Origin of the sequence: Pseudomonas sp. 9Ag, assembly GCF_902506445.1 — a bacterium.
In the GTDB taxonomy this organism is placed as follows: Bacteria; Pseudomonadota; Gammaproteobacteria; order Pseudomonadales; family Pseudomonadaceae; genus Stutzerimonas; species Stutzerimonas stutzeri_AB.
Genome location: NZ_LR733836.1, coordinates 4,528,382 through 4,553,618, shown reverse-complemented (window position 1 = coordinate 4,553,618; position 25,237 = coordinate 4,528,382). Strand labels below are relative to the sequence as shown.

The 25,237-nt window shown below is 65.2% G+C and carries 5 protein-coding genes; all 5 read right to left on the bottom strand.

All coding sequences use genetic code 11. The features are described 5' to 3' along the window. Positions 1-42 precede the first annotated feature (42 nt). The 5 genes from ALTERO38_RS20790 to ompR all read right to left on the bottom strand — a co-directional run bounded on the left by ALTERO38_RS20790 (position 43) and on the right by ompR (position 25,053). Positions 43-20,091: a leukotoxin LktA family filamentous adhesin gene (locus tag ALTERO38_RS20790; protein ID WP_159969563.1), complete on the bottom strand. Its 20,049-nt coding sequence runs from the start codon at positions 20,089-20,091 to the stop codon at positions 43-45. A gap of 287 nt (positions 20,092-20,378) precedes the next feature. Beyond that, positions 20,379-22,175, bottom strand: a complete 1,797-nt coding sequence (locus ALTERO38_RS20785; RefSeq protein ID WP_218581734.1) for a hybrid sensor histidine kinase/response regulator — start codon at positions 22,173-22,175, stop codon at positions 20,379-20,381. Continuing rightward, positions 22,172-22,786, bottom strand: a complete 615-nt coding sequence (locus ALTERO38_RS20780; RefSeq protein WP_159969562.1) for a response regulator transcription factor — start codon at positions 22,784-22,786, stop codon at positions 22,172-22,174. Before ALTERO38_RS20780 ends, ALTERO38_RS20785 begins: the two co-directional genes overlap by 4 nt. Positions 22,787-22,868: 82 nt before the next feature. Beyond that, a complete protein-coding gene (locus ALTERO38_RS20775; protein ID WP_159969561.1) occupies positions 22,869-24,209 on the bottom strand; it encodes an ATP-binding protein in 1,341 nt (446 codons plus the stop codon). 109 nt (positions 24,210-24,318) lie between these two features. Beyond that, positions 24,319-25,053: a two-component system response regulator OmpR gene (gene ompR / locus ALTERO38_RS20770; RefSeq protein WP_102836504.1), complete on the bottom strand. Its 735-nt coding sequence runs from the start codon at positions 25,051-25,053 to the stop codon at positions 24,319-24,321. Positions 25,054-25,237: the final 184 nt, after the last annotated feature.

Here is a 25,237-nt window from a genome sequence, read left to right as displayed (position 1 = left end):
GGCAAGGGCCGTATACACGGCGCCAGGCGCAGCCGTTTCGATTCAAAGCTCCCACTGATCAACCTCATTCTGTGGCGCGGAGGGCTGGCTCAGATCCAGATTCATCCGCATTTCGGGTCGCGCGGCCGGATTGGGCAGCCATGACGTTTCAGGCGGCAATACCGGCATGATCATGCGCGGCACAGACGCGGTGCGGCGCTTGGTGAGGCCGCCCGACAGTTGCTGTTCGGAATACCGTGCGGCACTCATGCCCTGGAACACCACGCCGCTGCCCACCTGCGCCTCGGGCGCCTCGACATGGGCCTCGCTGAAGTTGGGCACGAGCACCTGGTGAGTGGTCTTGCGATGTACCACATAGGCATTGGTACTGCTGACCAGGCCGTCCTGGCGCAGATGGAACGTCTTGTCCATCTCGTACAGCTGCACGTCGGCAAGCGGCTGGTAGGCCGGCGACAGGTTATCCACCATCACTGTGGCCTGCGCGCTGTACAGGCGCAGGTTATCCACCGCCGAGGCATCCTTGATGTCTACCTTCGAGCCGCTGGTACGCAGCGTACCGTCCACCGCGTACAGACGCGGCGAGACGATGTCGGCGGCCACCAGACGGGTATCGAAACGACGTGCCGCACGTTCACCGGAGCCCTCGACCCAGAGGTTCAGTTGCCCGGAGCCGGTATGCCGGCCGTACAGCTCGATATCCATGCCATGCAGGTCCATCGACTGACCGATGGCCGCGTCGGAAACACGGATCAGATTGCCGGCCCAGAGGCTCAACGTCGGAGCAATCGCCTGATCGAGGTGAATGCCGGCGTTGCTGGCCACGCGGTTGCGCCAACCGGCGTTGACAGTGGCACCATCAGCCGTCTGCAACAGCTTGCCGCGGGTGTCGAGCAGACTGTCGAGCAGTGCTTGCCCACTGGCGAGGAGACGTCCGAAGCCAATGCTTTCGTCGGCATGCCAGGTCTGGTTGCCACCGCTCTGGCTGGTGCCGCTGATCTGGATCACGCCGCGGGCCAGCAGATCGATGTTAGTGGTCGAAGTCAGGCTGGACAGGCGCAGACTCTGTCCGTCAACGTTGACGTAGTTGGCGACCATCTGCGCCCCGGTAATATCGCCAACCGCCGACAGGTTGGCGTCGCCTTTAGCCAGCAAGTTGCCGAACTCAATGCTCTCGGACGCATCCCAGCGCTGGTAGCCATCGCTCTGGCTCGTGCCGCTGACATGAATCAACCCCCGCGCGGTCAAATCTACGTCGCTAGCTGCGGTCACGTCGGTGAAGCGTAAGCTGTAACCATCGACCTGAACATCGCTGGCAACGACGCGCTGCCCGGTCACATCGTCAACCGCCGACAGGTTAGCGTCGCCTTCAGCAAGCAGGCTGCCGAACTCGATACTCTCCGCCGCATCCCAGCGCTGATAGCCCTCGCTCTGGCTGGTGCCGCTAATACGAATCAGGCCCGTCGACTGCAATTTTACCTGCTCGCTACTGCGCAAGTCGTCTACAAGCAGATCGTGACCGGTGACATCGATCAAGCCCTTCGCCGCCTCAATCAACGGCGTTACCACATTGCCCGATGCGCTGATGGTCACCTTACCCTGCAGCGCTTGGCCCTCGTATGGCAGGCCAGTAGACGAGATGCTCCGCCCTACCGTGATATCGCCATTCCGGGCGATCAGCGTGATGTCACCACCGGCAGTCACGCTTTGCGCGATGTTTATCTGTTGCCCCGACTCGATCCGCAGGTGACGACCGGCTTCGGCGCCCTCCAGATCCACCTTGCCGGCGATGAGGAAGGTCAGGTCGCGACCGGCGATGGCGTAGCCGCTGACGTTGAGGTCGCGGCCGATGCCCACGGTCAGGTCACGCCCCGCCTTCAGCGAATAGGTGCCGCCGTACTTCACGGTCGGCATGTTCAGGTCGCCGTTGGCGACGATCCCAACATCTCGCTTGGCCTCGACGAGCAGGCCGGTGATGTTGCCGTGGCCTTCGTCCAGCGAACCGCCCGCCTGCAGGAAGATATCTTCCTCCAGGCTCTGCACGCGACCGAAGAACAGGTTGCGCCCGATAATGCGCACCTCGCGCTCCGCCTCGGCATTGCCGCCGAAGACGTCGCCATCGGTTTTCACCAAGAGATTCTGGTCCGACTTCAGATGCGCCGGGACCAGTACGTCGGGCACGTTCGGGTCAGCCAGCATGCCGAAGCGAATGGTGCCGAGCGAACCCTCGGTGGTGGTCAGCGCCATGTCGCCGCCGCTGCGGCCCGTTGCGATCGTCAGGTCGCCATTGGTGTTCACGGTCAGCGTGCCCAAGCTGCTGACGTTTCCAAGCAGCGCCGACCCCGACTGCAGGTCGACCCACTGCTGACGGCTGTGTACCTCATCAGCCCCGAACAGCCCGGCGGCCTTCAGCGACAGGCTGCCGGTAGTGCTTTCCAGCGAGCCGAGGTTGGCCGTACCCACATCGAAGGTGACATCACCAGCCGCCACTGCCTCGGCCCCGACCCAATCACCGGCCCCGCTGACATCCAGCGTGCTGCCGATGGCCAGCTTGCCGTAACTCAGACGGGTGCCGGCAGTGCCGGTGTGCGTCAGCGTCGCGGTCTCGTAGACTCTCGCGCTGCCCAGATTCAGCGCGCCGACCACGTCGAGCGCCAGGTCGCCAGTGATAGCCAGATCGCCAATCGCCGAACCGGTGCCGGTATTCAGGTTGGTATCGGCGCCAGCGGTCAGGCTATCGAGGATCAGATCGCCGGACAGCGTGAGCACAACCGGCCCGGCCAGGTTCGCCGTACCGATGTCGGCGCTGGTGCCCTTCAGGGTCCAGCTGCTGTCACCAGTGAGAGTACCGAGGGTCAGCAGGCCGCTCTGGGTCATGCTGACCGCGCCACCGATATCAGCACTGCCGATGGTCGATTTGGCGCCGTTGAGGGTCCAGTTTCCGCCAGCCGCGAGATCGGTCATGTCCAGCATGCCGGTCACGGTCTGCTGCACGTCGCCGGTGAGCTTGGCCTTGGCGATGGTGGCATTGGCCGCCTTGAGCATCCAGCCCTGCTGGCCGGTCAGCGTGCCGAGGTCCAGATCGCCGGTGAGGGTCGTGTCGACCTGCCCGGCGAGCGTTGCGGTGGTGACCTTGGCGCTGGTGCCCTTCAGGGTCCAGCTGCTGTCGCCGGTCAGGGTACCGAGGGTCAGCAGGCCGCTCTGGGTCATGCTGACCGCGCCACCGATATCGGCGGTGCCGATGGTCGACTGGCCGCCGTCAAGCGTCCAGCTGCCGCCGGCGACGAGATCGGTCATGCCCAGGGTGCCATCGAGGGTCTGCTGAACATTCCCGGTCAATTCGGCGCGGACAATGGTGGCGTTGGCCGCATCCAGCATCCAGCCCTGCTGACCGGTGAGCGTGCCCAGGTCCAGATCGCCACTGAGGGTCGTGTCGACCTGCCCGGCGAGCGTTGCGGTGGTGACCTTGGCGCTGGTGCCCTTCAGGGTCCAGCTGCTGTCACCGGTGAGAGTACCGAGGGTCAGCAGGTCGGTCTGGGTCATGCTGACGGTGCCGCCAATATCGGCAGTGCCGATGGTCGATTTGGCGCCGTTGAGGGTCCAGTTTCCGCCAGCCGCGAGATCGGTCATGTCCAGCATGCCGGTCACGGTCTGCTGCACGTCGCCGGTGAGCTTGGCCTTGGCGATGGTGGCGTTGGCCGCATCCAGCATCCAGCCCTGCTGACCGGTGAGCGTGCCCAGGTCCAGATCGCCGGTGAGGGTCGTGTCGACCTGCCCGGCGAGCGTTGCGGTGGTGACCTTGGCGCTGGTGCCGTTCATGGTCCAGCTGCTGTCGCCAATCAGGGTACCGAGCGTCAGCAGGTCGGTCTGGGTCATGGTGACGGTGCCGCCGACATCGGCGGTGCCGATGGTCGACTGGGCGCCGTCAAGCGTCCAACTGCCGCCGGCCACGAGATCGGTCATGTCCAGGGTGCCATCGAGGGTCTGCTGAACATTCCCGGTCAGTTCGGCGCGGACAATGGTGGCGTTGGCCGCATCCAGCATCCAGCCCTGCTGGCCGGTCAGCGTGCCGAGGTCCAGATCGCCACTCAAGGTCGTGTTGACTTGCCCAGCGAGGGTTGCGGTGGTGACCTTGGCGCTGGTGCCGTTCAGGGTCCAGCTGCTGTCGCCGGTCAGGGTACCGAGGGTCAGCAGGCCGCTCTGGGTCATGCTGACCGCGCCACCGATATCAGCACTGCCGATGGTCGACTGGCCGCCGTCAAGCGTCCAGCTGCCGCCGGCGACGAGATCGGTCATGTCCAACGTACCGGTGAGGGTCTGCTGAACGTTGCCACCGATGGTCGCCAGGCCCACGTCAGCACTGGCCGCGGTGAGCATCCAGTCACCCAGCGCGTTGAGCGTGTCGGCTGATAAGCGGTTGACCAACGTGGCGCTGAGGTCGCCGTGGCTGCTGGACGCCGAGACGAGGGCAAGGCTGTCGCCCGCCAGGGTCAGGTCGTCGCGGGCCGCCAGGGTGTCGATACGCACATTGCCGGTGCCTTGCAGCGTCACGCCTGCGGCGGTGCTGCGGACCTCGGTAACCGTCAGATTGCCGAGCGTCTTGAGCGTCTGCGCGCCGGCGCTGACGAGGCTGCCCTGGCCAATCCCGCCGAGCAGATCGAGGAACAGCGCACCGGTGGTGCTGGCCACTGCCAGCTGCTGGGCGCCGAGCGTCGCATGACGGCTTGCACCGCCGATGTCTCCGTAGGTGCTCAGGGCCAGCCGGTCGTCGGCACGCCACTGGTTGCCATCGGCCGCGACGGAGAGGCTGTACCCACGGATATCGATGTCGGCACCGGTTCCGGTCGCACTGACGTTCGCCAGCGTGGCGGCGCCATCGACCTCGGCGAACAGGCCGCCGCTGGTGGTCAGCGTGGTACCGCTGGTCATGGTCCACTGGTTGTTCAGGTCGAGCACCAGCCCGCCGAGCCCCCAGTCACCGTACTGCGTCAGGCTATAGGTCTGGCCAATGTCCAGCGTGCCGCCGACGGTCGCACCGGCGAAGCGCAGCACGCCCGGCTGGCTCGCGACGCCCTGCAGGCCGCCGAGCCAGGCGTTGCCACTGATATTCACCGCGATCCGGTCATCCACACCGCCGGTGCCGATCTGCACCCGGTCGGTGCTGCTGCCGACATTGCCGGTCACCGTCAGGTTGACCGAGCCACCCAGCAGATTCTCGCCAAGCTGGCTAGCCGAGGTCAGGTTGCCGAGCACCTTCAGGTGCAGCGCGTCGAGACCGGTCAGGCGCTGAACGCTCAGGTCGCCATGCTGGATCAGGTTGAGGTAGTTGGCGCGCGCGGTGAGGTCGCCGGTCGCCTGCAGGTTCAACCCGCCGGCCTTGGCGCCAATGGAGCCGCCTGCGGCCTCGAGCACCACGTCATGCCCATTAATCACCACGTTCGAGCCATTGGCGCTTTCGATGCTGCCATTGGTCTTGATGCGGATCGAGTCGCCCTGGACGTTGTAGATGTTCAGGTCCTGCTCGCCACCGAGGAACACGTCGCCCTGTGCGGTGACGCTGAGCGTGCCTGTGGCGGTGACGTTGACGTCGTCACGCTGGACGATGCTGAAGCGCAGCGGATTGTTTTCGTCGAAGTAGACGTCGTCCTGCTCGGCGCTGGCGAGGGCCACGCGCTGGGCAGTGGTCAGCGAACCGGCGCCGTTGCTGAGGTCGATCGAGACGTCGTCGGCCAGCAACTTGCCGATACGGTTGGCGATCAGGGTGACGTTGCGCCCCTCGATGTTCATCGCCTCGGTAGAGCCCGAGCTGCCGCTCCCGCGGTTGAGCAGTGAGGAGGCAATCGAGTAACGCAGCTGGTCTTCGGTCCAGCTGGCGGTGTTGTCGAGCTGAGCCGTTTGCTCGGCGGACAATTGGTAGGTGTAACCGGCGTCATAGGCCTGCCCACCGAACTGCGCATCCAGGGCCTGGTAGTCCGCCACGCGCCGCGCCTGCTCGGCATCGATCTGCGCGTCGGTCCAGCCAAGGCTCTTGAGCTGGTCGGCCTGGGCGCTGCCCAGACGTGCCTGGTCGGCGTCGAACGCATCGGCCTGCCAGGAGCCATCGCCGTCCTGACTGAGGTTGCGTAGCTGCCAGTAGCGGGCATAGCTCTGCTGACCGGCCTCGACCAGGGTCTGCTTCTGCTGGGCCAGCGCGGCCTCGGATTGCGCTCCGGTCAGGCCCATCTCGGCCCAGAGGGCTTGGAGGTCGGCCAGCGAGCGCTCGTCATAGGACACTTCGGAGTTGCCGTCGAGCAGGTCGCCGCTGCGTACCTTGATGCCGATGTCACCGCCGGCCTTGACCTGATCGATCACCAGGTTGCCGCTGGTTTCCTCGACATAGATGTTGCCCACGGCTTCGGCGTTGAACAGCGCGGTGCTGGTCAGGCTATGGCTGCCGGTGTTGAGGTTCAGCCACTGGCCGCTGGTGCCGATGCTGCCGTGGGTGGAACGCAGGTCGATGGAGCGGCCGGTGACGACGGTCCCGGCGTTGCCGGTGATGTTGCCCTGTGCGCTGAGCGCGATGTTGCCTTGTGCCGCCTCCAGGCGCGCCAGGTTGACGCCGCCATTGACCGCCTGCAGGTTGATGTTGCCCTGGGCGCTGTACGCCGACAGGCTGTTGCCGATCTGCAGGCGCAGCGCCTGGGACAGATCACCCAGACCGTTGCGCGCCTCGACGGTCAGGCTGTTGGCGCCGATAACCACGCTATCGGAGCCCTGTGTCAGCGCCCCGTTGGTCACTTTGATGTTGGTGTTGCCGCCCAGGTTGTACAGCGAGCCGAGCAGGGTCACATTGCCGGCTGAGGTTAGGTCGATGCCGCCGGCCTCATAGCCGATGAAGCTCACCGAAATCGGCACGTCGGCGCGCACCGTGTAGCGGTCGATCTCCTTGAAGCCCTGCTGGGTAACCGTGGTACGCGTGGTGCGGTACACCTGGCACCAGATGAAATGGGTCTTGCAGTAGCCCCCCATCCACTTGCCAATTTCCACGTCACCGCCGGTTTCATAACGCTCGGAAAGCTGCGACAGCACGCTACCTGCGCCTAGCGCATCGGTGCCGATATAGCCCATGTACTCGGCGCCTTCGATCGGCGTGCTGGCGCCCTTTACTGTCACCGGTGGACCGAGCAGCGTGCCGTCGCCAGTTGGCACGAAACCCCAGAACTTGTCCCAGTACTCCACCTTGGTGGTGGTGTCGGTGGTGTCGCGACCCTGCAGCCACACGTAGCTACGGCCGGTGGTGGTGCCGTAGCTGGTGCTGCTGCCGGCAGAGGCGCCTTGGTAGAAGGCGCCGGTGGTCTGGATCTGGTTGCTCCAGCCCTCGTAGCGCTGCACCTGGTCGCCAACGTTGCTGTAGATGGTCGACCAGACGCCGTCGCCACCCTTGCGGCCGACGTCGTTAATCCGCAGCGTGCCCTCGACCCCGTTGCCCAAGTCGATGCCGGCGATGTTCAGCTGACGGGTGGTGTTGTTGACTACCTTCACCTGGCTGTAGCCGTCGAGCACCTTCAGCTGGCCGTTGCCGGTGCTGAGGATATGGCCGGTCAGCTCCATGTAGCCGCCGCCGACATCAACCTGGTCGAGCAGGATGCTCTCGGTACGGAAGTCGTAGCTGAAGCCGATGGTGCCGGTGCGCGCGTCAGTCTGGACCAGCTGGACCACGGCTGCGCCGCCGTTGCGCCAGGCAGTGCGCAGGCTGTCGAGGCTGCCGAAGGCGCTCTCGTTGATGGTGACCGCCCAGTCGGCGACCCCGCTTTGTACGAACCCGTTGATGTTCAGGTACAGCGCGCTGATCACCACGTTATTGCCGGCGACCACACCAGAGCCGGCCCGCGGCCCAGTGAGCACGCCGCCGGAATTGTTATGCGCAGGGTCGCCGCCGATGTGGGTGAAGGCATCGGGGTTGTTGAGCACGAAGTTCTGGCCGGCACTGATGGTCAGGCTCTGGCCACGGATATCGGCATTGGCATAGATACTGCCGTAGCTGGCGGTAATGGATACATCGCCACGCTTGTTGGCGATGACACCGTTGATGTAGATGTCCGGCGCCGGTGCCTTCAGCCCGGCAGCATCGGTGAAGCCATGGGCCGGGTTGTAGGTGTTCTTGACGATCACCTGCGGCGCCGGCGAGTTCTCGGCCACCTGCACGGTGAAGCCGGCACTGCCCAGACCCGCCACGTTGGCGGCCTGGATGTTGGCGTTGCTGAGCATCTTGGCGCCGTTGACCAGCAGCTGGCCGCCGTCGCGGTCTGGAATCTCCAGGCCCTTGATGTCCAGGAACAGCGAGCTGCTGTTGATCACTTCGATCTTCGCATCGCCCGGTGCATTGAGCTTGCCGCTGCCTACCAGCGCGTCGCCGGTGACAAAGATGTTGCCCGGCCGCGCGAGAATCGGATCGACCTCCAGCATCCACACCTGCAACTGGCCCGGCAGGGTACCGGTGGCGGCGTCGCCGCCCATCTGCGTGTAGATGCGCGCCAGGGTCTGCTGGAGGAGGTTGAGCTCGGCCTGGAAGGCAGTCTTCTCGAACGGCGACAGCCCGTAGTCGGCGAGTTGCTTTTTCAGCTGGACGATCCGGTCGCTGATCAGCTGCGAGTATTCGCCACTCTTCACGCGGTAGGTGATGCCGTCGCTGATCTCGCTGATCACCGGCACGATGCTGAGGGTGCCGGTGGTGTTTTCGTTGAGCGAGGCGGGATCCACCTCGACGCCGTTGAGCAGGTACTTCAGCCCGCTGACGTGCAGCTTTTGCTGGCTGTAGACGCCCGCATCCAGCGTGCCGTTGGCGGTAACCTTGGCGCTGCCACCGTTCTGGGTGCTGCCGCCGGTGATATCCAGCGACACCTCACCGACGATCGCGCCGAGGATTGCCGAGGCGACTTCGCGGTACAGGTCCTTGCCGATGCCTTCACCGGTGAGGATGCTGTAGCCCTTGCCCGCATAGGCGTAGATGTCCCCCACGCTGCGCACATGGCTACCGCCGTTGAGCAGCAGGTTGCTGTTGCGCACGTAAATGGCGTCGGCTTCGGGGTCGGTCACCACCGGGAAGGCGGTGTTGTTCCACAAGTCGGTGCGGGCGGTGAGCACCGCCTTGTTCATCTGCCCGGAGACGTTGTAACCGGCGTAGAACTTGGCGTCGCCATAGCTGAACAGGTTGGCATTGGTGCCAACCGTCACGGCGTAGTCGGCATTGACCTGGGCACGGCTGAGCCCCTGCGCGGCGCCGGCCGCGCCCCAGGTCTTGGCGTTGACGCGCGCGTCGATGTCGTAGAAGCCGCTGGCCGAGAGAATCAAATCGCCGACGCTGTAGATATCCGCGCCGCTGCCAACGGTGACGCTGGCCTTGGCCTGGGTAACGTCGATCAGCGACTGCGCCAGGGCGATGGAAATCGCGCCGCCACTGTCGAGTTTGACCTTGTCACGTGCATAGACGTTGTTGAACGCCTGCACGCGCAGGTGTTCGGGATTGCGCCAGTCGCCATCCAGCCGCAGCCGTGCATTGGCGCCGATGTTGGCCTGGGTGTTGAGCGCAATGGTCGTGGCGCTGCGCACCGCGGCGGCATCGACCACGCCGCCGGAGCCCGACTGCACGTTGTAGTCACCGGACGACTTCACGACATCGGTGTAGGCACTCTGATCGTAGGCGCCGGTCAGCACGCGCGAGGCCGAGGCCAGCTCGCTGAGCGTGGTGACATTCAGACTGTTGCTGACATGCGCGCCGCTGGCGCCAACCAGCGAGGCGTTGATGCTGTTGGCGAATCCGTTGAAGCGCGACTGGTGATACGCCGAGAGTTCGACGGTATCGAACACCGCATCGACGCTGTCGGTGGCGCCGCGGGCGTAGAGCACGGCACGAGTAGTGCTGGTGTCGCTGGTCCGTACCACCGAGGCGGCACCGCTCACCAGGCCGCCCTGGCCGGCTTCGGAACGTGCCTCGTTGTCGACCGTGGCACTGGAGGCGACCTTCAGATCACCGATATCACCGCTGAACCGTCCGCTGATCAGCGCTTCGGTGCTCGTTTCAGCCGTGGCGACCGATATGTTGGCGCCCAGCGTAAGCAGGCCGGCGGCATAGCCCTCGGTCTGTGTCCGCTGGCGCACATCGGTGGAGGCGGCGAAGGTCCAGTCGCCACCGGACAGGCCCACGAAGCGGGCCGAATCGGCGCTCTGCAAGAGACTGCGGCTTTCGTTGTGCGCGGTGGCGACCACGGCGTTGGCCGATACGCCGAAGCCGCCGCTGACGCCGAGCCCCTTGACGGTGACGCTGTCGAGGCCCGACTGACGACCGATACGGCTCGCCAGGGTTGCGTTCTTCGCCTGTAGCAGCGCCTGGCTGCCGATATCCAGGCTGGCCAGCGCATCGGCCAGGGCAATGCCCACTGTACCGCCGGCAGCCAGCGAGCCGCCGAGGGCGACCCCGAGGCTCTCGGTCTTCACATAGGGGTTGGCCTCGGCAATGAGGCTCAGGTTTTCGCTCGCCGACAACTCGGCGTTGTTGCCAACCTTCAGCTCGGCGCTGCTGTGGTCGCTGGCGACCAGGATGACCGCGTTGACGCCGCCCTGCAGACCGGCCGCTGCGCCACGCCCGGTCAGGGTGACCGCCGACTGGGACAGGCTGGTGATGCTCAGATTGGCTGCCGTCAGGCGGGCTGAGTCGAGCACCGACACCTTGACCGCACTGTCGTGCGCCGCCACGCCGAGCACCAGGCCGGCACCCACGGTGCCAGCGAAGGAGGCACCCAGTGCCTGAACATCGAGGTTCTGCCGGTCTTCGGCGGCGACACTCATGTTGCCGCTGGTCTGCAGCGTACCGCCGAGGGTGCTGGAGACTTCGTTGTCGAGAATCGCCACACCGATGCCGGCACCCAGCGCGGCAATCAGATCGCCTGCGCCGCTGACGGCATAAACCTGCACGGCGGGGCCAGCGCCAAGGTCGGCGGCTTCAGCCTTCACGTTCAGGCTGGCGGCAGTCAGGCTGCCGCCGAGGATGTCCGCTGCAACCCGCGCGTTGGACAGGGTCAGCGCAAAGGCGCCGCCCACCGCGGTGCCGGCGCCGATTACCGCGTTGCCGGCCAGGTTGCTGCTGTGCAGCTTGTCCTGCGCCAGCAGCGTCGTGCTGCCGCCGGTCTGCACGGTGCTGCTATTGATGCGCGCCACGGTCTGGTGCTTGCTGACCGCACCGGCGCTGAGCCGGTCGCCCATGCTCACACGGCTGTTGTCGTTGACCTCGCTGGCTGTCGCGCTGTCGCTCAGGTCCTTGAGTTCGTACTTGCCGGTGGTTTCGTTGAGTACGTAATCCTGGTAGCCGATGGCCTTGACCTTGTCGGCCTGGCCGTCGCGGTTGCTCTGCGACAGCGATCCGTTGCCGTTCTTGTCCAGCTCATCGAGCGGATTGACCGTCTGGCCTTCGGCGCTGACGCTCACCGCGCCCGGGCCGAGCAGCAGCAAACCGAGGCTGCCGCTGACCGCGCCCATGCCACCGGCGGCGCCCGTCAGGGTATTGAGGTAGATGTCGCCTTCGCGCAGGGCCTTGAGGCTGAACGCGCCACTGGCCTGCAGTGTGCTGCGGTCGAACAGGGCGCGGTTGGCGCTGTTGACCACCAGTACGTTGGCGGTGCCGCCCACACTAATCCCACCCACCTGGATGGAGCCGGCGTTGTTCAGGACATCGAGACGATCGAAGGCCTGGACGCTCAGGCTGCCGAGCTTGCTGCCCGCGGTGCCGAAGTCGGCCTGGCTGGCGCCGGCCTCGGTGGTGGTTTCGATGACACTGATTGCCACCGAGCCGCCGACCGCTACCGGGCCACCGCCCGCGCTGGCCACGTTGAGCAGCACACCGGTGCGGTTGCTGGCATTGATGGTGACGGCCCCGCCGCGCACCGAGGTCCGCGCCCCGCTGGCCACGGCCGCCGCATCCAGGCTGGTGCCGACCCAGGCGCGCGTGACGCTCTGGTTGTAGAGGGTAACCAGCGAACCGCCGACAGCGACGCCACCGGCTGCGGCCGTGGCGGCATTGGGTGACAGGTGCTGGCTGGCGGTGGCATCGACCGCCAGCGAACCGACCTGCAGGCTGCTGCCCCCATCGACCAGCGCCTCGGTTTCACCCTTGAGCACGAGCACGCTGGAGGTACCGCCGACGCCGACGATGGCGCCGGAGAAGCTGGCGACCAGGGTCGAGCCATAGGCCTGCGAGCCGGCCTCGACCCGCGTGGCCCCACGACTGTTGAGGGTGGTGCCGCGCAGGTAGGCGCGGGTGGTGCGGGTGATGACGGTGCTGTCCAGCGCACCGGACACCGCAGCGGCACTCGGACCGCCCGCGATGGCAGCCAGGTAGCCGCCGGTATAGCTGTAGCTGTCGGCGCCGACCCGCACGTTCTGCGCGGTGCCCGCGCCGCTCGCCCCGTTGATCCGGGCTGCGTCGATGTAGCCGAGGGTGTCGCCGGCCAGTACCGTGGTGTTGAGGACCCCCGATACCGCGCCGCTGTAGAGCGGGATCACCGCGATACTGGCGGAGATGGCCAACTGACCGACCTGCTGCACGGAGCTGGCCTGTACGGCCAGGCCGGTGACGCTGTGCTGCGCAATGGCCAGGTCCGGTCGCGGGTTGAACTGATCGCCGCTGATCCACTGGTGGTCGCTACCCGGCGCGTTGACCAGGTTGCCACTGTCGATGAGCAAGGTATCGGCGGCATTCTTCGCCAGCGCGCTGACCGCGGTAGTGGCGCCATCGATGTAGGCGCGGGTCCGGGTTTCCACCACGTTGACCGTGCCGATGCCGGAGACCGCCGCGTTACCGCTGCCGGCCACGACCGCGGCGGTGCCGAGAATGCTGTCGACGTTGCGCGCGCTGATCCCGACGTTGTTCTGCGCCACGACCTGCGCGCCGCTGCCGACATGGGCCAGCGCCTGGGTCTGGATGATGTTGGTGGCAGCCACCGCCATCACCGTGGCGTTGGCCGAACCGCCGCCAGCGACCGCGGCGGAGACGATGTCCGCCGCCGAATGCGCATCGACCCGCAGGTTGTTCAGCGCCCAGCCGGTGTTCTTGGTACCCAGCAGTCTCGCTTCGATCTGGCTGTCCACGCGGTTGATCGCCGTGGCACCGCCGACCGCCGCGTTGGCCGCCCCTGCCACACCGCCGGCACCGGAATAGATGCTCGAGGTGTCCGCGGCCAAGACCGAGAGATTGCCTGCCGTACCGCCGCTGTTTTCGACGCTGGCCAGGGTGCGTGCGGCGATGTTGTTGCTGGTGTTGGAGAACACCACTGCCGCGTTGCCAGCACCGGCGCCGCTGAGGGCCAGCGTGGTAATGGTTGCCCGGGTGGCGGCTTCGACGCGCGCGGCGGCGCTGCCGATGCTCAACTGGCTGTCGAGGATGCGCGCCTGGCGGGTCTGGTTCACCGTGCTGATGGCGACCGCACCGGCACCGGCACCGGCGCCGTTGCCGGCACCCTGCACGTTGCCGGCCAGGGTCTTGATATCGGCATCGCCGCGCACCACTTCGACCGTGACGCTGCTGGCCCCGGTGACCGTGGAGCCTTTGATGAGGGCGCTTTCTTCGCCTTCGATCACGTTGATCGCGATAGAGGCGCCGGCTGCCGCGTTACCCGCACCGCCGCCACCGACAGCGGCGGAACGAATGTGCGCCGAGCCACCGCTTTCCAGCTTCAGCGCGCCGGTCAGGGTCAGACTGGTATCCAGCGTCTCGGCAATCCGCTTGGACAGAATGATGTTGTTGGCGTTAGCTACGCCTACCGCGACCGTACCAGCACCGCTGATGGCACCGGCCAAACTCCAGATGGTCCGGTCGCCCTCGGCGGCCGACAGGGTGAGCGAGCCGACCTGGAAACTGCCGCCTTCGATGGTGGCGCGCTCCTCGCCCTGCAGCACGTTGCTGGTCGATGAACCGTTCACCGCCACGTTGCCGGCGCCGCCGCCGGCAATGGCGATGGCGTAAATGTCCTGTTTCGCACCGCTGAGCAGGCTGGCGCCGAAGAAGCCGCTGACCGTGCTGTTCTTGGCCAGGGCGATGCGGTCGGCACCGATCCGGTTGACCGAGATCGCACCGCCCACCGCGGCAGTGCCGCTGCCTTTGATCGAACCGGTCAGCGAGGCGATCATCAGCCCGGTGCCGCCGCTGGCATCGAGCAGCAGCGCCTTTCCGCTGCCGCTGGTGGTCAGGGTACTGTCCTCGACCGAAACCTTGTCTTCGCCGTCGATCACGTTGATCACGATCGAGCCGCCGACGCCGGCCTGGGCACCGCCGCCCGCATCGACGCCGACGCCCCAGATCTGTCCGTCCAGGGCTGAAGCGAGGGTCGCATTGCCGGTCAGGTTGACTGTGCTGCCAGTGATCTTGGCGCTGCGATCGGCATCGATCACGTTCACCGCGACCCCGGCGCCCACGCCGGCTGCACCGCCTGCTGCGGCCAGGTTGAAGGCCAGCGACCAGATGCTTGCCCCGAGATTCGGCTGGCTGGCCGAGACGGTCAGGTCGTCGGCCTGCAGGTTGGCATTGCTCAGCAATGCGTTGGTGGTATCGGCCACGCGGTTGTAGGTCAGCGCGCCGCCAACCGCCACGCCGCTGCCGGATACCGAGCCGGACAGCGCTGCGGTGATGATGCGGCTCTCCTGCCCGGCCTTGATGGTGGCGTCGCCGCCGAGGCGGTAGCTGCCGTTGGCAACGGTCGCGGAGGTGGTCTGCTGCATGTCACTGAGGCTGAAGGCGCCGCCGACCGAGGCGTTGTTGGCGCTGCCGGTGACGTTGCCGGCCAGCGAATAGGCACCGCCACTCTTCACCGCGGTGACGCTGAGGTCGTCGGCCTTGAGGGTACGACCGGTCATGTCGACGCTGGCCGTCACCGTACCGCGGGCGATCACCGCAGTGCCCGAGCCGGACACGCCCACATTGGAGCCGCCCGCCGCAGAGATCGCGGCGGCGAGCACATCGGTGTTGTTGCTGGCGGCGACCTTCAGGTCGCCGGTCAGATCGATGGCCGTGTTGGCCACCGTGGCGCTGTAGTCGCTGCCGGTGTAGATCACCGAGAAGGCGCCGCCGACGCCAGCCTTGCCGCCAGTCGCGGCCAGCGAACCGGCCACGCCCAGCACCGCTTCGCCGGCGAGTTCACCGGTGAACAGATTGTGCGAACTGGTGGTGCCGGCGTCGCCGCCCTCATCGAACAGGTTGTCGTTGGTTTCCACCTTGCCGTCGATCTGCCCGGTGGTGGTCTTGCCGTCCAGATCGAGTCCGGCATTGCTCAGCGCGGTCTGCGCGGCGTTGTCGAACAGGCTGTCCATCGCCTGAGCGCCGGAGACGCTCTGCGCGTTGACGTTGATCGCGCCGCCGGTGAGCGAGGAAGCCCCGGTGCCGGCATCGACCCGGGCGCCCACGTCGTTCTTCACCACCACCGCCAGGATCGAGCCGGCGCCCGCGCCGCCTTCGGACCCGGCGGCAATCGCACCGGCAATGGCCCCGGCCAACACGCGCGAGGCGCTGTTGGCGGATACGTCGAGGCGGTCGAAACCGGTCGCCTGGCTGCCGAGCCACTCGGCCTTGACCTTGTTGGTCACCACGCCGACGACCACCGAGCCACCCGCCGCAGCGCCTTTGCCGCTGGTGCCGGCAAAGGCGCCGCCACCGATCAGCAGGCGCGAGCGGTCATAGGCAGTCACACTGATGCCGTCGACCGATGCTTCGCGCTGGGTGATTTCGCTGTTCTCCACCGCCGCGCGCGTGGTGTTGCCAACCACCGCGCCGGAGGCGGAAACGGCCACGCCGACGTTGGTCTCGCCGCCGGTGGAGACGGCCAGACCGAGGCCCATGGCGATCTGGTCACCGCCGCTGGCCGCCTGGACCTTCAACAGGTCGTTGGCATTGAGTTTGGCGTCATCCAGCAGCGCCTCGGTGACGTTGAACAAGTGGTTGTAAGCGATGGCGCCGGCAATAGCCGAGCTGAAATTGCTCTTCTTGCCGCCAGCCAGGGTCAGAGCGCCAGAGCCGGAGCCGCTGAGCTGATTGGTCTGGTTCAGCGAGAGCACGGTGACCTTGCTGCCCTTGAGCGGGTCTCGCGGATCGAGGACGATATCGCCCAGATGCGCACGGGTCTTCTGCCCGGACACGTTGAGCGACAGCGAACCGGCAATCGCCAGGCTGACCTTGCTGCCAGGCTCTTGCTGACCGCTGTCGTCGCCGCCACCGCCACTGAACATGCCCTTGAGCTTGTCCCAGTAGCCTTTGAGCTTGTCAGGTATTTCGACGATGGTGTCCTTTACCTCCACAGCCTGGTCCTTCACCGAGGTGAGGCCCGAGCCGATGAGGTCGACGCCGTTGGTCAGCGTCTGGGTGATCGCTTCCCCGAGGCTACCTGCCAGCGAAGACGACCCGCTGTCGGCGCCGCCTTCCGAGGCGTTGGCTTCGTCCTGCTTCTGTTGCTCCTCGGCGGTGCGCGCCACCGCGCCGGCGACCGAAAAGGCACCGACCTGGCCCGTGCTCTGTGCATTGACCAGCACTTCATCCACGCGCCACTGGGCCTTGGTCAGCCCGGTGCCACCCGCGCCGAGCTGCTCGACAGGGCGCCAGGCACTGTTGTCGCCGACCAGGGCGAGCACATCGGTGGTCAGCACGTTGACCGCCACGCTGGCGCCGATGCCGGCGTTTTCCGACGCAGCCAGCGCGCCGGCAGCAGTCCAAACCCCGATGCCATGATCGGCAGTGACACTGACCTGGTCAGCGGTGACCGCGGTGCTGTTGTGCACCGAGGCGTGCACGGTGGAGTCGACCACGCTGACCACCACCGCACCGCTGGCCGAGAGGGTCGCGCCCTTGCCGGCCGAAGGGCTGATGCCGACGATCAACTCATTCTGTTTGGCGTTAACGTTCAACCGCTTGGCCGTGACCGAACCGTTGGCGCCAATGCCGGCAATGGCCTCATTGTCGGTGATCTGGACGTTGACACCGGCGCCCACAGCGCCGCCGTCTGAGGTGTTGTTGAACAGCGACCACCAGAGGTTACCGGTAATGGCGAGCTGCTCGAATTCGTTGGCCGCCTGCACGCTCAGTGGGGCATCCCACTTCCAGGCCATTTCGCGCAATTCCTTGCGAGCCTCGTCTTCCTCGGCGCCATCCATCAGCACATCCAGGCTAGCCAGCGGGTTGCGCGTCCATGGCTCGTTGCTGGTACTGGTGGTCTTGAGGGTGACGTTATCGCCAACCCAGGCGGTGGCATCCTGGTCGTTGAGCAGCACCGAGATCGAGCCCGTCATCGAGAGCTTGCCGGCTTCACCTGTGGAGTTGGCGTAGCTGGTCGAGAGCATGCCGGGAATTTCCGGCAAGGAGGTGGCCAGCAGCTTGAGGTTATCGAACACCTGGTCGAGCGAACTCCAGCGGTCCAGGCCGTTGAGATCGAGCTGTTGCTGGTTCTTTGCGCCAAGGCCGATGCGGCCGGCGGTGATGCTCGTGCCATCGCCGATCAGCGCGCGGGTATTCTGCTGCAGCTGACTGTATACGGCGGCGACGCTGAGCCCGACCTTGGTGCCATCATCCTGTTCCGCGTCAGCATTGACGGTGCTCTCAGCAGAGTTGTGCAGCGCGCTCTGACGCTGCAACGCCTGCACACTGACGTCTCCGGACAGCGACAATGTTGGCGATGTGTCGTCGCTGCCGATGATGGCCTCGGCTTCATGATCGGCGATACCAATGGCCAGCGCCGACGCCATGCGGAACTTGCTCTCGGTCGGCTTCGTTTCCGTCGGGTTGGGGTCCTTGCCGAACAGCTCCTTGACCTTGCCGAACATGTAGTCGGTCAGCGGCTTCGTCGTGGCTATAACGTCGGTGGTGATGTGATCGTCAGTCGACTTGCCGGCCTCTACCGTCGAGCTGTTGCTCTGTTCATGCACCAGGTTGACGGCGGTAACGTCAAGATTTAGAGCGCCAGACAGGTTGGCGTTGAAAACCGCCCTGGTGTCGCTGTCGAACAACGTCAAGGCAATGGCCGGACCACCGACCGCACCCTCGCCGATCGCGTTGAAACTCACCTCGTTGGACAGCGTCTGCTCGGTCACTGCGGCCAGAGAGACGTCGCGGGTGACCTTCAGCACCGCGCCCTTGGCAACCTGAGCGATGGTGTCGATATCGCTGTGCGCCATGCCGAAGGCGAAGCCGGCGGTGGACAGCTGGTTGCCGTCGCCGTCCTTGGAATTGGTTGCGCTGGACGTCAGGGACAGGGTGTTTTCGCTCAGCGCTTCCATGCGCAGGTCGCGACCGCTGGTCAGCTGAGCGCCGCCCTTCACATCCACCAGCGTCTTGCCGCTGATGCGTCCGTAGGCGGCGCCGAGGTTGAACGGCAGCTTGCCATTGAGCAGCGGAATGGAGCCGGTGCTGGTGTCTACCAGGCGCGTGGCTTCGGCGCGGATGTCGATGTCTTCGACGGCATTGAGCACGGCTGTAGTGTCGATCTTCACCTCGGCATCGGCATTGGCGATGGCCACGGTGATGTAGGGCAGCAGCGCGGCCAGTTCCGACCAGCCGCTCGGGTCGAGGCCCAGCGCGGTGATGATGGCGCTATCGGTTTGCAGGTCGGACGGCCGAACGCCTTGCGAGGCAGCATCGCCGAGTACGCCGATGATGTGCGACCAGGTCTCGGCGTCGGTCCAGCCCTTCTCGCCCTTGAGCGTTTCGAACTCGGCCTTCATTTCATCGCTGGAGAACAGGCTGCCCAGCAGCGAGCCAGTGACTTGCGAGGTGCTGGTGGCATGCAGGTCGATCGAGCCACCGGTGATCGAGCCCTTGACGTCGATGGTGCTCTTGGCATCGGCATAGCCGCTGATCTGCTTGTCGAACGCTGCCGCGACCAGGGTGACATCGCCGGCCTTGGTCTTGTCGGTGGCGTGCCCGGCATCGAGATTAGTACCGGCGCCGAGGATAATCTCGGCCTTGCCGGCGTGCGTGGCCAGCACCGGCTTGGCTTCGGCGCTGAGCTCGGCCTCCATCTTGGCAGCCAGGTCGTCGAGGGTCTTGGCGTCGCCCGCCTGGAAACCGATGTCGCTGAGTGCCGCCAGCTCAATGTCGCCGGAATGGCCGGCACCCGTCGCACGGGTGACCACTTCCGCATTATCGGCGAGGGTAATCGAGCGACTGCGAAGCGTGACATCGCCGCTGTTCTTGCCCGCGGCGCCGGAGGTGACGATGCTCGCGTCGCCCTTGAGCGCGACGGTCTTGCCGCCTTCAACGTGTACGCTGCCGCCGCTCTGGTCGGCCATCAGCGCCGCCAGCTCGCCGCTGATTTCGACGCTGTCAGCGGCAACGATACGAATGCTGCCATCCTGGCGGACGGCGCCTGTGGCGTTCAGCACGCCCTCGGTGTTAACCGTCGCGCCGAAAATGGCGGCACCTGCATTGAGCGCCGCACCCGACTCGACCACAGCCGAGGCGGCAAACAGGTTGATCGAGCCCGAGGTGTTGATCTTGCCCCCGGCTTCAACACGGACCTCACCTGCTTCGCCGGTCCCGCCGCTGGCGCCGTTCCAGTCGCCACGATCGAGTTCGGCGAGGAATTCGGTATCACTCCAGGTCCCGTTGCCCTTGGCCTTCTCGTGCAGCAGGGCCATTTGTTGCGCGTTGGGCGTGGTCACGGTGAGGCTGCCGACGTTCACCACGCCACTGGCGCCCACCACCATGCCGTGCGGGTCGGCGAAGATGACGTTGCCGCCCAGTTTGCCGCTGCTGAGCAGACTGTTTAGCTCGCCATTGATGACGATGCGTGAGTCATGCACCAGGTTCAGAAGATTGGCCGTGCCGGCTGGCAGGTGCAGGTTGACCGTGTTGGCCGTATCGACGTTGAAATGGTTGAACGAGTTGAAGCCGGTCTGGCCGCGCACGCTCGTGGTGCGAATGTCAGTCACCGAGCCCGCGGTGGTGACGGTAGTGTTCGTTGTCCCATCCTTGACGATAATGTTGGCGCCCCACGCATGGGTCGACCCCATCGCCATCATCAGGGCCAGAGTGATCCGGTTCGGCTGGAATGTCTGAACGGCGCCTTTCGTCGATACGCGAATACGCACAGGGTGCTCCTTACCCGACATGACAAGCCTCACTCGTGATTACCTGGGTTTTTTATCGTTAGCAGGCCCGTCATTCGATGTTTCGACGACGTGCCACTCCTCTCGAACACGCGCACTCAGCGCCCGCCCCTGAAAAACAGCGGCAGGATCGCAAGCGGAAAATACGGGATCGGAAAGGCAACGCTGGCCAATTGCTATTTGGCCAGATTAATCCGTCACCAGCTATAGTCTTTTTGCTCTATTAGCGTCTGAATCGCTGCAGATGACAGCAAGATGACGGAGAGTCGTCAGGAGATTGGCGCCAGCCTTTCGTTATCTCGCGAGAGCAGCTCAAGCGCCTGGCAAAGCGCCGACTCACCGACAGGCTTGTGCAGCAAGGGCACCCCGCTGGCCAGGCCCTCGCGGATTCGCTCGGGCGCGGTATCACCCGTGACGACCAGCGCACCCGGTCGGTGCCCCAGCGCCACGCTTATCGCATCAATGGCCTGATAGCCATTGGTGTGATCGCGCAATCGATAGTCGACGATCAGAAGGTCCGGCTGGTAACCCTCAGCCACCCGCTGCAGGGCCTCTTCAAGCGTTTCGCAGGCCCGGCATTCAGCCTGCCAGCTACGAATCAGCGCCATCATGGCCAGTCCATTGACTGGATCATCATCCAGCACCAGCACGGCACGGCCGGCCAACCAACTGGCGCGCACCGGCCCAGGAGATGAAACAACAGGCGGCGCAACCGCCTGCGCAGCTTGAGCCAGAGGCAGTCGCAGGCGAAACACCGAACCACGCCCTGGCACCGAGGCAAGCGTCGCCTCGGTGCCAAGCGCCTCGGCCAGCCCGTTGACGATGGCCAAGCCAAGCCCTAATCCCTTGCGGCGGTCGCGTTCCGGATTGCCCACCTGATGAAACGCATCGAAAACCCGCAGTTGTTGCGCCGCAGGGATGCCGATGCCGGTATCCCAGACTTCCAGCACAGCGCTGCCTTGCCTATGGCGCACTGCTACCAAAACGCCGCCGCGCTCGGTATAGCGGATCGCGTTGTTGATGAAGTTGCGCAAGATCAGCTCGACCAGCTCCGGATCGGCCCATACCTGCAGGGCCGTATCTCGCAAGCGGTAGACCAGACCCCGGCCCTCCGCTTCCGGGGCGAGTTCCCGCTCCAGCTTGCGCAATAGCGGTTGCAGCGCGAACCCGACACAGCGGGGCTGGATCGCACCGGCATCGAGGCGGGAAAAGTCCAGCAAGGTGTCGAGCATTTCCTGCGCAGACAGCGCCGATGCCTGCGCATGGCCGAGCAGTTCCTGCTGCGCCGGTTGCAACGGAGTGCGCCCGAGGGTCGCAAGAAACAGTCCCAGGGCATGCAGCGGTTGGCGCAAGTCGTGGCTGGCCGAGGCAAGAATCACTGACTTTGCGCGATTGGCCTCCTCGGCCTGCTGCTGCGCACGAAGCACCTCCTCCATCTGCTGCCGCACCTGGTTCAGCAGATCCAGATTCTCGAAATTCAGGGCCACGGAGCGGCGTATGTTCGAGGCGTTCCGGGCGATAAAGATCATCATCATGATCAGGAACAGTGGCGCTGCGATGATCATCGCATCGGCCCGCGGATCGCCGTCGAAGACGAAGACCATCCAGGTCGGCGCCACCGAAGCCAGCGAGAAGGCCGTGGCCACCGGCCGGCACGGGCAGAACAGGCCCAACGCGGCCGCATTCATGCCGGCAAGCATGCCGAGGACTTCGACGGTTCCCGACAACGAGCCGAGATCCAGCCAAAGCGGGGCTACCGCGCCCCAGAGGCCACCGGCAAGGCTCAACATGAGGGTCATCAGCAAGGCATAACGCTGGGAACCCGACTCGCCCAGACGATCCGGCAGCCAATGCCGCCCAAGCGGACCGACCAGGCAAACCAGCCCCATCAGCCCGACCCAGACCAGCACACCCTCGCCTGCACCACCATGCCGGAGCGTGGCGGCCATCAGCAACGCACCGCCAAAGCAGCCCGCCGCACCGGCCGCGTAACTGTCGTCGATCAGCTTCATTTGCGCGGCAAGGATGCGCGGCTCATCAAACCCCAGCCAGCGGTAACGACTCACAGGCGCACGATGCCCCGCCGCTGGGCCTCGACCACTGCCTCGGTGCGACTGCTGACCTGTAGCTGGTCAAGCACTGCCGAGACATGCACGCGCACGGTGTTCTCGGACAGCCCGAGCAGGTAGGCGATGGCCTTGTTCGACTTGCCTTGGCATAGCAGACCCAGTACCTCGACCTGTCGCGCGGTGAGGCCCGAGTCGCTGCAACCCACTGATGCCGGCAACGACTGGGGCAGGCTTGCGCAACCATCCGGGAGGCAGGCCAGAACCGCCCGCTCGACCTCTGCCGGCTCAGCGGACTTGCAGATATAGCCCTGCAAATCAAGGCCGGACAGTCGAGATTCATCCGGCATGGCCTCACCCGAAATGACCAGCAAGCTGGCCGCGGGCAGGTGCAGCCTCAGCATGGCGATGCCATCGAGCCCATTGATACCCGGCAAATTGACGTCCAGCAGGATCACATCGACCATACGCTGGCCGTGCTGCGTAATTGCGTCCGAGACGGTACCGGCCTCGAATATCTCGCCGACACAGTCGAGCTGGGCGAGCATCAGTTTCAGACCGGTACGGAACAGCGTGTGATCGTCGATCAACAGTAATCGGGCCTTGCGCACGACAAGAGCACCTCGCAATTGAATGCGGGCGATCTTATTGCAACAAGCAAGCTCGATGCCAGCAATCGTTGCCAGGGACAGCTCAGCGAGCCTGCCGATCCCCTGCAGCTGTCGCCGCGCCTGGCGGTAGCAGCAGACCCAGCGGCAAACTGACGCGCGCCTCGAGCCCGCCGCCCTGACGGTTGCGCAGCTCCACGCTGCCACCATGCTGCGCGGCGATGCGCTTGACGATCGCCAGGCCCAACCCGGCACCATTCCCGCCACGGGCGTGATCGCCTCGGATGAAGGGATTGAAGATGCTCGCCAGCGCATCCGGATCGATTCCCTGCCCACGATCCAGCACGCTGAGCACCACATAGGGCGAGCGCCGGTCGCCGGACACGCAGGCCTCCACCTCGACCCCATGGCCACCATAACGCAGCGCATTCTCGATCAGATTGACCAGCAGTCGCTTGATCGACACCCGCCGCAGTGCCAGTGGCGGCATCGGCTCGACACAGAGGCGAACGGTTTCTCCGTACTGGTTGTAGGGCGCTACTACATCACGGACCAATTCACCCAGATCGACGCTTTCCACCGGCTCGTCGCTGCCGTCGCGGACGAAGGCGAGAAACTGGTCGAGGATCGCGTTCATGTCCTCAATGTCGCGAACCATGTCCTCTGTGAGTTCGGCATCGCTGGTCATCAGCTCCAGCGACAGGCGCAAGCGCGTCAACGGTGTGCGCAGGTCGTGCGACACACCAGCCAGCATCAGCTCACGCTCGCGGCCGGCCTGCTCGACGTCTTCGGCCATCTGATTGAACGCGCGATAAACCTCGGTCATCTCGCTCGGCGTATCGCTGATGGGCAAGCGCACGCTGCGACCCTTGCCGATCTGCCGAGCGGCATAGACCAGGCGCTTGAGCGGTAGATTGAGCTGGCTAACGAAAATCCATGCCGCGGCGGTGGACAGCAGCCCTATACCGAGAAACCAGCCGAGCACGCTCCAGATCCGTTGTCCGCGCAGCGGGTATGCGTACAGCGGCACTTGCAACCAGTCCGGTCCGAGGCTTGGCGCGCGCACCCAAATGGCCGTGTCAGGCTGGATGCGAACCCGCACGTCTGTCTCGACACCAAGCTCGGCCTGCATCTGCCGCTGGAAAATTTCCGTATAGGGCCAGTGGTACTCACTGGGCGGTACATCTTCCGTCGTAACTCGCTGCAGCCCGGCCGCATCGGCAATACGCTCACGGTTCTCCTCATCGGCGGCCCAGTACGCGCGCAGGGTCAGCGCCGCACCATGGCTGTACTGCCGGTCGACCATCACGTCCTCGTTCATCATCAGGTACACGAGCATCAGCACCTTGGAGAACAGCACCACGATCAGCACCATCCACAGCGTGCGGGCGAAGAAGCTTTGCGGGAACCAGAGCGGGGTTTTCATAGAAGAGCCACGGCGCAAACGCCGGTTATCGAGCAGCCCGTGCGGACAGGCTGATTAGCGATAACGGCGGAGTCTGAAGCATCCGCCGCCAGAAGTGATGCGTGCCGACTTACTTGTTGCCGTCCGGCACGAACACATAGCCCACGCCCCATACGGTCTGGATGTAGCGCGGCTTGGAAGGGTCCGGCTCGATCAGTCGGCGCAGGCGGGAGATCTGCACATCGATGGAACGCTCGAGCGCATCCCATTCGCGGCCGCGGGCCAGGTTCATCAGCTTGTCGCGGGTCAGCGGTTCGCGGGCATGCTGGACCAGGGCCTTGAGCACGGCGAATTCACCGGTAGTCAGCATGTGCACCTGGTCGCCCTTCTTGAGCTCGCGGGTGCCAAGGAACAGCTCGTAATCGCCGAAAGTGACGGTCTCGTCCTCGCTGCCCGGCGCGCCTGGCACCTGCGGCGCCTGGCGCCGCAGCACCGCCCGAATCCGCGCCAGCAACTCACGCGGGTTGAACGGCTTGGCCAGATAGTCGTCGGCGCCCTGCTCCAACCCATGGATCCGGCTAGCCTCGTCGCCCTTGGCGGTCAGCATGATGATCGGAATCTGATTGCCGCCTTCGCGCAGGCGTGAACAGGCGGAAAGCCCGTCCTCACCCGGCATCATCAGGTCCAGCACGACCAGATGGAACAGCTCGCGGCTGAGCAGACGATCCATCTGCTCGGCACTCTCCACGGTCCGCACGCGATAGCCCTGCTCATCGAGAAACCGCTCGAGCAAGCGCCGCAACCGGGCATCGTCATCGACAATAAGGATCTTTTCGCCTTCGCTGGCGGGCGCAGTGCTGCTCATGGAAACTCCCGTAAAAATCGTCAATGCATTATGCGCACAGTGATGTAAACGCAACTGAAGCCATTGTTAGCAGATTTTGCAGGGCGAAGCCGAGAGCCAATGGAATGGTCGACAGGCCTCTTGCTGGCTTTTTCGTCCGACTGCCCGCCTCAAGCCAGCCGCTGCCTTTATAATCGCGCCCTTT

Bases quoted from the DNA above. Each gene is read 5' to 3' on its own strand.
- ALTERO38_RS20775 (WP_159969561.1), bottom strand. From the start codon at position 24,209: ATGAAAACCCCGCTCTGGTTCCCGCAAAGCTTCTTCGCCCGCACGCTG.
- ompR (WP_102836504.1), bottom strand. From the start codon at position 25,053: ATGAGCAGCACTGCGCCCGCCAGCGAAGGCGAAAAGATCCTTATTGTC.